This is a genomic window from Nocardia otitidiscaviarum (assembly GCF_007362295.1).
Classification (GTDB): Bacteria; Actinomycetota; Actinomycetes; order Mycobacteriales; family Mycobacteriaceae; genus Nocardia; species Nocardia otitidiscaviarum.
The window spans coordinates 3,371,083-3,384,900 of record NZ_CP041695.1; the positions used below are offsets into that span (position 1 = coordinate 3,371,083).

The following is a 13,818-nucleotide window of genomic DNA, read 5'->3' on the forward strand; positions in this document are numbered from 1 at the left end:
ACGCCACGTCGGCACGCGGACCGAGCGGTCGATGTGCTGTCGCGCTCCGCTCATCCGCGACCATCGTCCCCACATCCCGGGACCGTGGCCCCTACATCGGTCCGTTCGGCGCTGATCGAATGGACCGAACAGCTCGACGTAGAAGGAGAACCACCATGACACGCAATGGTATTCGTCGTGGAGGTCGGGAATGACGCCGAATCGGCGGACCCGGGCACTGTGGTTCGGCGTCGTCGCGGCCGCGATCGTCGGGCTGATCGACGCCGCGACCGGGCGCACCTGGGATCTGGTGACGGTATTCGGCATCATCGGGCTGCTCGGTGTGCTGGGGCTGGTGCGGTTCGGGGGCCGGGCCACGCTGTCCGTGCGGACCGATCTGGCGCGCTGGCTGGCACAGCGGGCCGCCGAGGGCGGGGAGCCCGTGCACCGGGTGGCCGACCGCGCGATCGCCGCGTACCGAGCGGGCATCATCGGCGACGACGAGAGGCAGCCGTGACGCGCACGGCCGATCGCGGCGATATCCGCGCCACGGCCGACGATCCGGTGCGGATGCTCGATGGCAGCGGTGCGGGCGGGGAGGAGGTCGGCGGTAAGGCCGCCGCCTTGGACCGGTTGGTCAGGTGGGGAATTCCGGTGCCGGCCGCCGCCTGTGTCACCGCCGCCGCCTATCGGGCGGTCGCGCGACGGCCCGGGGTCGCGGCCGTGCTGGCGCGGCTGGCGGATGGCGAGCAGGTCGAGACCGCGACCGTGGACGCGGCATTCCAGCAGGCCGGACTGCCCGGCGACATCGCCGCGGCGGTGCGCGATATCGTCGCGCGGATCGGCGACGGCCGACCGGTGGCCATTCGCTCGTCGGCGACGGTGGAGGATATGGCCGCGTCCTCGTTCGCCGGACAGTACGACTCGGTGCTGGATGTGGACCCGCACGACGGCGCGGCGGTGGAACACGCTGTGTTGACCGTGTTCTCGTCACTGCACCACCCGGCCCCGCGGGCCTACCGCGCCGCGCTCGGCATTCCGGAGGACGGGGTGGCGATGGCCGCGCTCGTCATGCCGATGGTCCCGGCGCGGCGCAGCGGCGTGCTGTTCACCCAGGATCCGACCGCCCCGCCCGGCACCGTGCGCATCGAAACCGTCACCGGTCTCGCCGACGTGCTGGTCTCCGGTAAGCAGACGCCGCGGGTGCTGCGGCTCGACCACGGCACCGTACCCGCCGACGCCGCCCCCGAGATCGCCCCGCTGCTCGCCGCGGCGCGCGAGATCGAACGGCGCGCGGGCTGCCCGCAGGATGTGGAATGGGCGTGGGACGGCACCCGGATCTGGATCGTGCAGGCCCGGCCGATCACGGTGACCACCGCCGCGGACGATCCGTTCGACAGTCCGCCTCCGGAGCCGGCCGACCGCGAACTGACCACCGCGGGTATCGCCGAGATGCTGCCCGGCGTCCTGCCGCCGCTGCGCTGGGAGGTGTGCTCCTTCTTGGTCGAGGAGGCGCTGCGCACCCTCCTGGACGGTCTCGGCGCACTGTCGGCCACCACGCCGACCACCGCGCACGGGCTGCTGCGGCGGGTGCACGGCCGTGCCGCCCTGGACGCCGCCGCCACCGGCGTCGCCCAGGGCGTGTCCGGGTTGCCCACGCATTCCGGCCCGGCGGCGGTGCGCCACCGGCTGCGGGCCGCGGCGGTGCGTCGGCATGCCCGCTTCGATGCCGATGTGGCGATCCAGGCGAGCGGTGAGATCGACGCCCGCGCCAGGATTCTCGACTGTCTGCCGCCGCACGAGCTGCTGCGCTACCAGCTGGCGCTGATCGACCTCGCCACCCGCGCCATGGCCGCCGAGATCAGCGTGGCCGCCGACGCCGGGGCCATTCACACCGGGCTGCGGGCGGTGCTGCGCCGCTACGTCCCCGCGGAGCAGGCCCGGCGGCTCGCGGACGCCCTGGTGGTCCCGGAACGGGTCATCAGCGCCTCACCGCGGGCGTCGGCGGCGATCCCGGCCGGCCCCACCTGGTTGGAGCTGGGCCGAAAACCCCTCTCCCCCACCGCGGTCGGTGACCGTGCCGCCGCCTTCGACCAGGTCATGACGACGCTCGAGCAGACCGAACGCTGGCCGAGTGCCGCGGTCCCGCGCTGGCTGCGCCACCGGCAGATCCAGCGGCTCGCCCACGAGGCCGCCGAACAGCTCGAACGCCGGGAGCGCGCCAAGAAGGCGATCCTGTTGCTGGGCGGGGAGATTCGGCGCGTGCACCTGGAGATCGGCCGCCGCCTCACCGCGCGCGGCGCACTGGCCGAACCGGCGGAGGTGGAATTGCTGCGGGTGCGGGAACTGCGTCCCGCACTCGTCGACGGCACACCGCCCGCCCCGGCCACGCTCGCGCACCGTCGCCGCTGGCTGGCCCGCCAGGAACAGCGCGATCCGCTGCCGCAGCACTTCCGCGGCGTCCCCGGCCCCACCGCGACCGCGGTGCCGACCGGACGACGACTCACCGGTTGGGCGGCGGGCAGCGGCCGATTCCGCGGCACCGCACGGCATCTCGACGCACCCGAGCAGTCGATCGGCACCGACGAGGTGCTGGTGGCGGTGACCACCGACCCGTCCTGGGCGCCGCTGCTCATGCGCTGCGGCGCGATGGTCATCGAACAGGGCGGCCCGCTCTCGCACGCGGCGATCCTGGCCCGCGAGTTCGGTGTACCCGCCGTCTTCAACCTGCCCGGTGCGGCGCGCGCCCTCGACGGCCGCCCGGTGGAGGTCGACGGCGACACCGGCATCGTGACCCTGCTCGACGAAGGACCCCCCGATGCGCACCCACGCTGACGACCGCCGCCGCGCCGAACTGTTCGGCGGCACCGGCTCCCACATCTTCGTCCCCGCCATCATGGGCGTGGGACTGCTGTTCTGGCTCGCCAGTGAACTCCGCGAACTCGTGCGCACCAGCGGCGATGCCTCGCGGGCCAAGCGCGCGGGCATCGACGGGCACGCCGTCGCCCGCTTCACCATGGGCCCCGGCACCCCGGATTCGGCCGCGCGCCGCGGCCTGCGCCCGCGGCCGGTGTATCTGCTGATCGCGATCACGCTGCTGGGCGGGGCGCTGTACGTGACCATCGGTTCGATCGCCAACTTCTTCCAGCAGCCCGGGTGGGTGGCCGATATCGCCTGGCTGCTGATCGTCTCGCTCGCGGTGGCGGGCGCGGCGGTGTACTACGGCGTGATCGCGGCGATCGTCTTCGCCCGCTATCCGCGCCCGCCCGCCCGGTGGAGCCGGGCACTCACCAATTCGCTGCTGACCACCCGGCCGGTGGACGGTGACGAGTGGCTGGGGCGCCCCAGCTGGCGTCTCGGCGCGGGCTTCATGGCCGCCACGGCCGCGGCGGCGCTGCTCTCGCTCATCCTCGGCGCGTCCCCGTACGTGGTCGAGGGATTCGACGCCTACGTCGAGAACTGGTTCGCCGGACTGTCGATCCCGTTCTGGACCGACTTCACCGATCGGGCCTTCGCCACCCCGACGGTCCTGGTGTATGTCATCCTGGTCGGCTTGGCGGCCATGCGCTGCCGCGCCCTGGCGGTGGCCTACGCCGCCGCGACCGGTTTCGGTCTGCTCGCCAGCGTGACCTTGCGCGTCCTCGTCGACCGGCCGCGCCCGCTGGACGGACCGATGGCCGGGGCACTGGATTCGTATCCCTCCGGGCATGTGATCCAGGCGGTGATCGTGGCCGGACTGGTGCCGCTCGCGGTGGCGACGCTGCTCGATCGGCGCGGCGTCGTCACACCGCTCACGCTGATCTTCGGCACGGTCGCCGTCGGCGCGGCGGTGAGCCGGGTCGCCGACGGCTGGCATTGGCCCACCGATGTGCTGGGCGGCGCGGCCGTCGGTCTGGCGCTGGTGTTCGGGGCGCGCTGGCTGATCGCCATGCCGCGCGCCCACGTGGCCTGCCGGGGCTGTCCGTGGTCGCCGGTGCAGCATCGGCACCCACCGCGCGGAGTCGTTCACCTGACCATGCCCGCCGCCTCGGTGGTCCGCATGCTCGCGCACCTCTCGGCCGCGGCCGTGGCGGTGACGCTGGCCGTGCTCACCGTGACCGTCGGCATACCGGCCAGCGAGGAGGGTTTCGTCTTCGGCTCGGCCGTCGAGAAGCCCGCACAGCTGGCACTCGCGGGCGTGGTGTCGGTGGGAGCGTTGCTCGCGTGGCGGTGGGAGGCGATCGGCGCGGTGCTCATCGCCTTCGCGGCCACCTGTCTGGGTATCTTCGCCGCCATCGAGTACCAGCCGAGCTACGCCATGGCGTTGACGGCCGGGGCCATGGTGCCCGCCGTGCTGCTGTGGCTGAGCTGGCAGCATCGGCGCACCGCCGGGGAGCTGGTGGCGCTCGCGCTGGTCACCGTGCTGCTGTTGGCGACCACCTGGTTCGGGGCGAATCGGGTGTACGCCATCCAGTTCGGGCCGACGCATCCGGACAGTTCCGCGCCCGCGCTGGCGGTGGACCGGGTGGACTGGGTGTGGTCGGGTGCGCTGCGCGCGGACGGCATCGCCGTCACCGCACGCCTGGCCGACGGATATCGGACGGCCGGGCTGCGGATCACCGCCGCGGACGGCTCCGGGACCGTCGACACTGCGGCCGTGGCCGCGGGGGCACACCGCATCGTGCGCATGGATGCCGCGGGGCTACGACCCGATACGTCCTACCGGTACACGGTGGTGGTGGACGGCGAAGCCGACACCTCCCGTGGCACAGGCCGTTTCACCACGCCGTCGGTGGGCCCGATGTCATTCCGCTTCACCGCCGGGGCCTGCGCCCGGGTGGGCTCCAACGGCGCCGTGTTCGACGCGCTCACCGCCGAGAACCCGCTGTTCCACCTCGCTCTCGGCGATCTGCACTACGGCAATATCGAAAGCACCGAAACCGGACCGTTCTTCGACGCCTACGACCGGCTGCTCACCCAACCGGGCCAGGCCGCCTTCTACCGCAGCGCCCCGATCGCCTACGTCTGGGACGACCACGACTACGGGCCCAACGACGCCGGAGCCGAGGCCCCCGGCCGCGACGCCTCCCGCACCGCCTTCGGCACCACGGTCCCGCACTACGCGTTCCCGTCCCCCGGCGGCACCATCAACCAGGCGTTCACGCTGGGGCGCGTCCGTTTCATCCTCACCGACACCCGTTCCGCGGAAACCGACACCACCATGCTCGGCGCCGAACAACTGGCCTGGCTCATCGACGAGATCGTGCGGTCCAGCCGCACCCACGCCCTGGTGGTGTGGGGCAATTCGATGCCGTGGATCGGCGGCGCCGAACCCGGATCCGACAGTTGGGCCGGACATCCGGACGAGCGGGCCCGCATCGCCGACGCCATCGCGGCCGCCGGGGTGCGCAATCTGCTCATGGTGGCAGGTGACGCCCATATGGTCGCCATCGACGACGGCACCAACAGCGACTACTCGACGACGGGCGGTCACGGTTTCCCGGTCCTGCACGCCGCGGCCCTGGACCGGCCCGGCAATGTGAAGGGCGGGCCCTACAGCGAGGGCGCGTACCCGGGCGGCGGGCAGTACGGGGTGGTCGACGTCGCCGACGACGGCCGCACGGTGACCGTCACGCTCACGGGGAAGCGTTGGGATGGAACGGTTCTGGTCGACTACGAGTTCACGGTGAGCGCTGCCGCACCGTAACGGGTGGGGCCGCGGCGGGCAGTTGCGGCGCGGGCCGTGTCGTTTGTGGTCCGCGCCGCTCACGGCGCGACGAGGCGCACTCCGGAGACCAGGGTGGGTTCGATGATGATCACGGTATCCATGACGCGGTCGACCCACGGGCGTAGCAGCCGCTCGTAGCGTTCGATCCGATTCGGATCGGTGAGGACGCGGGCGAAACCGGTGACGACGACCGACCAGCCCACGCGCCGAATCGGATCGATATCGTCGGCCTCGAAGGCGACGACCGTGTTCTGGCGGGCGCGCACGGTGGCGCTCAGGCCGGAGTCGACCCGGGTGCGCACCACCACGATCTCCCCGTCACCGACCAGATGGTTGACCGGGCGAATGGCGGGCAGCGCATTGCGGGTGAACACCACACGGCCGAACGGCACCGAGGCGAGCAGACTCATCGCCTCGGCTCGGTCCAACTCCACCAACTGGTGTTCCTGCTCGGTGGAAAACACGCGGCGGTCGCCTCCCTGTTACCTCTACTCGTCAACAGTCATCCATCACACCAACGGCCGCGAGTTCGCGACAGGGGAAAAAGTCCTCTGCGCACGATTCGAGACCCGACTCACGCACCACGTCCCACTCGGCCGAGCACGATGACCGGAACAACGCCGCGACCTCGTCGTCGCGACACCCGATCATCCGAACGACGCCGTTGTCGTCCGCCTCGCCCGAGGCACCGGATCGATCCTTCTCATATCTCAATGGTCCGCCGGTCGCCCGGCTCGCCGTAGGAGCGATGGTCACCGGCGGCGCCGCCCTTCGGCGACGCTTCGGACCGGTCGCGTCCTCGCCGGGTGGGGACCTTGGTCCCATCGCGAGCGGACGACGATCAGACCGGGCTGGGGCTGTGCCGACGCACCCGCGCCAGCAGGGTCCGGAACTCCGCTTCGACGGCCTCCGCCAGCACGGAGAGGTCCGCGGTGCTGTCGTAGTCGCCGGTGATGCCGAAGTTCAGCTGGTCGTCGTAGCTGAGAATGGCGATGCCGGTGCGCACGCGCAGCGCGATCGGCACCGCGGGCAGCAGTTCCAGGACCCGCCTGCCGTACATGGTCAGCGGCCGGCGCGGACCGGGCACATTGGTCGCGACCGCGCCCACTCCGCGCTGAGGCAGATGTCCGAGCAGTCGCACGCCCCAGGCGACGGGTGCGAAGGGCAGCCGGTCCGCCAGCGCCAGCAGCGACTTCTCGGCGTGCGGCGCACCGCTGGCCTTGTGTCGCGCGAGGTGTTCGTGAATGGTGGTCAACCGTTGTACCGGATCGGCGAGATCGAGGGGAAGCAGCGGCAGCATGGCCGACACCCGGTTGTCGGGAACGTATTTCGCGGTGTCGGGGCGCATGGAGACCGGCACCAGGACGCGCAGTGTCTGCGCGGTGGGCTGTTCGCCCCGGTGCAGCAGCAGGGTGCGGTAGGCGGCGGTGATCGCGGCCAGCACCACGTCGTTGACGGTCGCGCCGAATGCCGCGCCGATCTCGCGGGCCTCGCTCAGCCTGGTGCGGGCGATGGCGTAGCGGCGCTGGCGGCCGATGGCCCCGATCAGCGACGACGGCGGCGCGGGCGTGACGGCGGCGTAGGCCACCGGAAGCAGACCGGTCACCAGGCCGAGCAGCTGCCCGGGCAACTCCAGCGGCAGTCGCGCACCCTGGCGCAGGGCGTCGATCCAGCTCGCACCGGTCGACTCCACGGCCGTCGCCGCCGATCCAGCGGACTCGGCGACCGCGGGTGCGCCCGGCTCCGATGCGGCTGTCTCGTCGCACAGGCTCTCGAACAGCGATACGCCCGACACCCCGTCCACCAGGCTGTGATGCGCCTTGATGAGCAGGGCCCAGCGCTCCTTCGCCAGCCGTTCCACCACGACGCACTGCCAGAGCGGGTGATCGCGGTCGAGCCGCTCCGCCAATTCGGTCGCGACGAATTCGCACAGGGCCGCGTCATCCCCCGGATCCGGCAGCGCGGTCCATCGGATATGGTGCGCCACATCGAAATCCGGATCGTCCTCCCAGACGGGGGCGACCAGGTCGAGGGGTCCGCGCCGGACCCGCTGCCGCAACCGCGGCTGCCTCGCCAGCCGACCCGTGATGGCCTCGACGACTTCCGTACGCGTCGGCGGCGGACCCGAGAGGATCGCCACCGCGCCGATACCGAGGCTGACATGCCGGTCGGCGTCCTCGAGCTCCATGAAACTGGAATCCAGCGGGTGTAGTTCGGTCATCGTGCGGGCCTGTCCTGCGAAGTGGGCCACCGGTTTTCCGGCATACTCCAGCGTCGCGCAATCAGTCACCGCGCACACGGGTCGAACGCAGGACATCGTGGGGACCTTCGTCCATCCCCGCGCCCGTGGTGAGTTCCCGATACAGGTCCAGAATGCGGCAGCGCGACCCCGGCTGCGAGCCCGGCGTCACCAATGCCGCTGTCGCCGCGGCGATTCCGAGCCGCACCGCGTCATCGAGCCGATAGCCGCGAGCCAGACCCACGGTGGTGCCGCCCACCATGGCGTCACCGGCCCCGATACCGCTGCGCACGCCCACCTGGATCGGCGCGTACCACCGCTCGGTGTCCCGGGTGACCGCGAACGCGCCCGACGCGCCCAGCGATACCAGCACGATCTCGCTGACTCCGCTGTCGACGAGCCCGCGTGCCGCCGCCACCTGGTCGGCGCGCCCGACGAGCGGTCGTCCGACATAGTCGGACAGTTCCCGCACACTCGGTTTCATCAGATGCACGCCGCCGCGCATCGCCCGCAGCGGCGCGCCCGAGGTGTCGAGCACCAGGCGCACGTCGAGATCGGACAGGATATCGGCCAGCCACTGGTAGAAGTCGGCCGGAACACCCGGCGGCAGCGTGCCGCTGGCGATGACGTAGCGGGCATTGCGGGCCAGCTTCTCCACCGCCGCCAGGCAGCGATGCTGTTCGCGGTTGGTCAGGCGGGGACCGGGGAATACGAAACGGTACTGCTCGCGCGTGTTCTCATCGGTGACGGCGAGATTCTCCCGGGTGTGTCCGGCCACCGGAACCTTCCGGTAGGCGACTCCGGCGTCGCGCACCAGTTCCTCGAACTGCGCGCCCGCCGGGCCACCCGTCGGGAAGACGGCGGTGACCGGCACATCCAGCGCCGCGACCGTGCGCGCGGCGTTGACGCCGCCGCCACCGGGATCGAATCGCGGTGGCGTACAGCGCATCTTGTCGGTCGCCACGAGACGCTCGGTGCCGGTCGCGATATCGATCGCGGGGTTCATCGTCAGCGTGACGACCGACATGGTTCACCTACTCGCCGGATTTGACTTCGATCGACTTCGCCTGCGACTGCGGCTCGGACATGGGCACCGTGACGGTCAGTATGCCCTTCGCGTAGGTGGCGTCGATGGCGTCCTCCTGCGCACCCGGCGGCAGTGCGACGGTACGTACGAAGGAACCGTACCGGAATTCCGAGCGGCCCTTGTCCTCTTTGCGTTCGGTGCGCTCGGCCTTGATGGTGAGCTGACCGTTCTGCACGGACACCTGGGCGTCGGCGGGGTCGATGCCGGGGATCTCGGCGCGAATGACGTAGCGCCCGTCCTCGACGGTGTCCTCGACCCGCAGCAGGTGCGCGCCGAACATCGGGACATCCGGCGGCAGTACGGAATTCCACAGATCGGCGACATCGGGCAGCAGCGAACCCGGGTGACGGTGTACGGACAACAGACTCATTTTCTCTCCTCGGTGAACGACCGCAGGGTTACCGCGGTGACCTTGTACTCCGGACAATCGGTGACCTCGTCGGCGGACCGCGAGGTGAGCTCGTTGGTAGGGGCCTGCGGGAAGTGGAAGGCGGTGAAGACCTGTCCGGGCGCGACCTCGTCGGTGGGGCGCGCCGGCAGCACCATCCGGCCGCGGCGGCTGCGGATCTCCACGGGATCACCCGCCGCCACCCCGAGCGCTGCCGCGTCATCGGGTGCGATGTCCAGGGTTTCGCCCGCGAGCAGTTCGGCGTTGGGGGTGCGCCGGGTCATGGATCCGGTGTTGTAGTGCGCCAGTCGGCGACCCGTCACCAGGACGAACGGATACTCCGCGTCCGGTTCCTCGCCCGGCGGCAGATATGGCCGCGCCGCCAGCGCCGCACGGCCGTCGGCGGTGGCGAAACGGTCCAGGTGCAGGACGGGGGTGCCGGGGTGGCCGGGGTCCGGGCACGGCCAGTGCAGCGGTCCGACCCGGTCCAGCCGATCGTGCGAGATCCCGCCGAAAGCCGGTGTGAGGCGCGCGCATTCGTCGAGCGCCGCCGCGGGGGTCGGGCACCCGGGATCGGCTCCCAGGGCGGCCGCCACCGCGCGCAGGATGTCGAAGTCGGTGCGGACCCCGCCCGGTGGGTCGAGTGCCGGGCGGACGCGTTGGAAGCGGCGGTCGAAATTGACGAAGGTGCCGTCCTTCTCGAGGAACGACGCGGCCGGAAGCACCACGTCCGCCAGTTCGGCGGTGCGCGAAAGGAAGACGTCCTGGCTGATGACGAGTTCACAGGCGGCCAGGGCGGCGCGCACATGTCCGGCGTCGGGGTCGGAGCTGACCAGATCCTCACCGATGACGTAGAGCGCCCGCAGGCCGCCGTCGAGTGCCGCGCCGAACATGGCGGGGATGCGCAGGCCCGGCCGCTCGGGTATCGGCACTCCCCACCCGCGGGAGAACCGTTCGCGCACGGCGGGATCGGCGAGCCGCTGATAGCCGGGCAGCACATCGGGCAGCGCACCCATATCCGATGCGCCCTGCACATTGTTCTGCCCGCGCAGGGGCAGCACCCCGCAGCCGTCCGCGGTGCCGACGGTCCCGCGCAACAGGGCCAGATTGGCCAGGGTGCGCACCCCGTCGGTGCCGTGGGCGTGTTCGGTGATGCCCAGGCCATACAGGATCACCGGGTGGCGCGCGCTGCCGAACAGGCGGGCGGCGTCGGCCAGCGCCGACGCGGGCACGCCCGCGACAGCGGCCACCCGCTCGGCGGAGTAGTCGGCGAGCAGGGCCGTCAATTCGTCCAGGCCGGTGGTGCGGTCACGCAGATAGTCGTGGTCCACCTGGCCGGAGTCGAGCAGCAGGCGGGCCAGCGCGTTGAAGACGGCCACGTTCGACCCCGGTACGCCCCGCAGGTGCACATCCGCCAGGTCCGCCAGTTCGGTCCGGCGCGGATCCACCACCACCAGGCGCGCCCCGGCGTGCACGCGGTGCACGATCCGGGAACCGACCACCGGATGCGCTTCGGTGGGATTGGCCCCCGCGACCAGAATGCAGTCGGCGCGGTCGAGGTCGTCGAAGGAGTTGGTGCCGCCCGCGAACCCGAACGACGCGGTGAGCCCGGCCGCGGTCGGTGCGTGGCACAGCCGGGAGCAGTTGTCGATATTGTTGGTGCGCAGGACCGTTCGGGCGATCTTCTGCGCGAGGTAGTTCTCCTCGTTGGTGGCGCGCGCGGAACAGATCATGCCGATGGCGTCGCCGCCGTGGGTATCGCGCACCCGGGTCAGCTCCCGCGCGATGTACGCGAGGGCCTCCTCCCAGGTGGCTGGTCGCAATGGCGATCCACGCCCCGCCGCGCGCAGCAGCGGTTGGGTGAGACGGTCACCGGATGTCACGAACCCGTGAGCGAAACGCCCCTTCACACAGGCGTGTCCGCGATTGACCGGTGCGTGGTGGGTCGGGGTCACGGCCACGATGCCCGCCGCGTCGGTGTGCACGTCGAGTGCGCAGCCGACACCGCAGTAGCCGCAGGTCGTGGTGGTCGTCGCGGTCGCGGTGCGGCCCACGGCGTGCTTGTCGTAGAGCGCGCCGGTCGGACAGGAGTCGACACAGCCACCGCACGACACACACGGCGACTGCGCCCACGCACCGCCGTCGCCGGCGGTGACGACGGTGTCGAAGCCGCGACCGGCCAATTCCAGTGCGAAGGTGCCCTGGACATCGGCGCACATGGCGACGCAGCGGCCACAGGCGATGCAGAGGTCCCGGTCGACGCCGATATAGGGATGCGAATCGTCGGTGCCGCGGGTGTGCACAGCGCCGGTGAACGCACCCCGCTCGACGCCGACGCTCGCACAGACGCGCACCAGTTCACTGCGCTCAGGCGGTATGCCGAGCGCACGGGCGGGCAATTCGGAGACGATCAACTCGAGGGTGCCGCGGGCGGCGGCACGGGCCACCGGATCGCCGGGGTCGATCATCATGCCGTCATGGACCGGTGTGGTGCAGGCCGCGACCGCGCGTCGGTCCGCGGCGACCAGGCAGATACGACAGGAACCGCGCGGCATCAGCCGATCGTCGTGGCACAGGGTGGGCAGGTCACGACTGGACGCCCGGATGGCATCCAGCACCGTCGCCGCGTCGGCGGTCTCGACCGGCGTACCGGCCACGTACACACGGACCATCACAGCCACCCCCGGTCGTGGATTCCGTAGACGCGCAACAGGCTTCGGACCGCCGCCGCCACCCCGGTACCGAACGCGCACATGCTGCCGGTGCGCATGATGTCGAGCAGACGCCGCATCGTCGCGTCGGCGTCGGGTGCGGCGGCGTCCATGCGCTCGGCCAGCTCCTGTCCGCGCCGGGTGCCCACCCGGCACGGGGCGCAGGCTCCGCAGCTCTCCCGGGCGGCGAAGGTCCACAGCTGCCGCAGCAGATCCACCGCGCCGACAGTGTCCGGCACCGCGACCAGGCTGCCGTGTCCGAGGCTCACGCCCCGCTCCGCCAGGTCCGCGGTGGCCAGTCCGATATCGAGTTCGTCGGGGGCGAGGAATCCACCCAGGGGGCCGCCGACTTGGAGGGCCCGCAACCGATGTCCGTCGCGCAGCCCACCGCCGAGGTCCTCGACGATCCAGCGCAGTGAAGCGCCGAACTCCACCTCGTACACGCCGGGCCGAGTGAATTCGGAGTTCAGGCAGACGAGTTTGGTGCCCGTCTCCTCGGGCCGCCCCAACTTCGCGTACGACTCACCGCAGTTGCGCACGATCCACGGCACCGCCGCGAGGGTCTCGACATTCTGCAGCACGGTCGGACGGCCACCGTAGCCGCATTCGGTCGGGTAGGGCGGTCGGGTCTGCACCGTGCCGCGCAATCCCTCCAGGGAACGCAGCAGCGCGGTCTCCTCACCGGCCACATACGCGCCCGCGCCGATCTTCACGGTCACGTCGAAGTCGAGTCCGGACCCGTGGATGTCGCGGCCCAGCTGCCCCGATGCGCGTGCCTGGTCGATGGCGGCACGCATCGTCCGCGCCGCCGCCGGATACTCCGAACGGACCAGGACGATGCCCCGGTCGGCCCCCACCGCCGCGCCGCACAGCGCCATCCCCTCCAGCACCCGGTGCGGGTCGTATTCCATGAGCAGCCGGTCGCAGTACGAACCCGGATCGCCCTCGTCGCCATTGGCGATCACATAGCGGGGGCCCGGATTCCGGACGGCCGCACGCCATTTGGCGCTCACCACGTATTCGGCGCCGCCCCGGCCGCGCAGCCCCGACCGCACCACCTCGTGCCAGATCTCGTGCGGGCGGCGGGTCTCGAGCACCTCGGTCCACACCTGCCAGGGCTGCGCGTCACCGACCAGTCCGGCGAGCACCACCGGTTCCGCGGCGCGGCAGGTGTAGGGAATCGGCGGTGCGGGTGTGCGCTGCGGACCGCTCAGCAGGGTATCGCCGTGCAGTTCCGCCGGTGCGGCATAACAGCTTCCGAGGCAGTACACCGATCGCTCGTCCGCGCCCGGCTCCGCCGGGCGGCCACCGCGCGCTACGAAGCATCCGGTGCCGTCACACACGCTGATCGGTCGCGGCTCGGTCAGATCGGCATAGAACGACGCGGAGCCGGCCACCGTGGCCAGGGGCAGATGTGCCGCCGTGGCGACGGCGTCGATATCGCCGCGCCGGATTTCACCGTGCGCATCGGCCGCGTCCCGCAACCAGCCGGTCACGGAGGCGGTGACGCGGTGCGCCCGAACCGCCGTCCAATCGCGGGGTCGACTCGCCATAGCCACTCCCTCTGCCCCGGCTCATCGGTGGCCGGCACCGACTACTGTGCGCTCGGACACCTCGGTGTCGGGAGGGCCGCCCAGCCCACTCCCGCAAGGTCTTTGGTCCCGGCCGTGACGGGCGCGCCGCCTCTACTCGCGCGGTCGCCGAGCA

Annotated in this window: 9 protein-coding genes; 3 read left to right on the forward strand and 6 right to left on the reverse strand. The window is 71.5% G+C overall.

Annotated features, from left to right (window positions below; all coding sequences use genetic code 11):
• Nucleotides 1-190: 190 nt before the first annotated feature.
• Genes FOH10_RS34815 through FOH10_RS14920 form a run of 3 tightly spaced genes read left to right on the forward strand, consistent with a single transcriptional unit; the run spans nucleotide 191 to nucleotide 5,665 of the window.
• Nucleotides 191-496 carry a hypothetical protein gene (locus tag FOH10_RS34815; protein ID WP_186000839.1) on the forward strand — a complete coding sequence of 102 codons (306 nt, stop codon included), beginning with the start codon at nucleotides 191-193 and terminating at the stop codon, nucleotides 494-496.
• Nucleotides 493-2,814, forward strand: a complete 2,322-nt coding sequence (locus FOH10_RS14915; protein WP_186000840.1) for a PEP/pyruvate-binding domain-containing protein — start codon at nucleotides 493-495, stop codon at nucleotides 2,812-2,814. Before FOH10_RS34815 ends, FOH10_RS14915 begins: the two co-directional genes overlap by 4 nt.
• On the forward strand, nucleotides 2,798-5,665 hold the full coding sequence (locus tag FOH10_RS14920; RefSeq protein WP_143981165.1) for an alkaline phosphatase D family protein: 2,868 nt from the start codon (nucleotides 2,798-2,800) through the stop codon (nucleotides 5,663-5,665). Before FOH10_RS14915 ends, FOH10_RS14920 begins: the two co-directional genes overlap by 17 nt.
• Before the next feature lie 59 nt (nucleotides 5,666-5,724).
• Here FOH10_RS14920 and FOH10_RS14925 read toward each other — a convergent pair whose 3' ends face one another.
• The 6 genes from FOH10_RS14925 to FOH10_RS14950 all read right to left on the reverse strand — a co-directional run bounded on the left by FOH10_RS14925 (nucleotide 5,725) and on the right by FOH10_RS14950 (nucleotide 13,664).
• Entirely contained in the window at nucleotides 5,725-6,150 is a 426-nt protein-coding gene (locus FOH10_RS14925; RefSeq protein ID WP_029928743.1) for a pyridoxamine 5'-phosphate oxidase family protein, read from the reverse strand.
• Between the two features lie 377 nt (nucleotides 6,151-6,527).
• Nucleotides 6,528-7,907, reverse strand: a complete 1,380-nt coding sequence (locus tag FOH10_RS14930; RefSeq protein ID WP_143981166.1) for a wax ester/triacylglycerol synthase family O-acyltransferase — start codon at nucleotides 7,905-7,907, stop codon at nucleotides 6,528-6,530.
• Nucleotides 7,908-7,968: 61 nt separating this feature from the next.
• Nucleotides 7,969-8,952 (reverse strand): 1-phosphofructokinase family hexose kinase, encoded by a 984-nt coding sequence (locus FOH10_RS14935; RefSeq protein ID WP_186000841.1) that lies wholly within the window; start codon nucleotides 8,950-8,952, stop codon nucleotides 7,969-7,971.
• Between the two features lie 7 nt (nucleotides 8,953-8,959).
• Entirely contained in the window at nucleotides 8,960-9,382 is a 423-nt protein-coding gene (locus FOH10_RS14940; RefSeq protein WP_143981167.1) for an Hsp20/alpha crystallin family protein, read from the reverse strand.
• Nucleotides 9,379-12,072 carry a formate dehydrogenase subunit alpha gene (gene fdhF, locus FOH10_RS14945; RefSeq protein ID WP_143981168.1) on the reverse strand — a complete coding sequence of 898 codons (2,694 nt, stop codon included), beginning with the start codon at nucleotides 12,070-12,072 and terminating at the stop codon, nucleotides 9,379-9,381. Before fdhF ends, FOH10_RS14940 begins: the two co-directional genes overlap by 4 nt.
• Nucleotides 12,072-13,664: an NADH-ubiquinone oxidoreductase-F iron-sulfur binding region domain-containing protein gene (locus FOH10_RS14950; RefSeq protein WP_143981169.1), complete on the reverse strand. Its 1,593-nt coding sequence runs from the start codon at nucleotides 13,662-13,664 to the stop codon at nucleotides 12,072-12,074. The genes fdhF and FOH10_RS14950 overlap by 1 nt, the downstream gene beginning before the upstream one ends.
• Nucleotides 13,665-13,818: the final 154 nt, after the last annotated feature.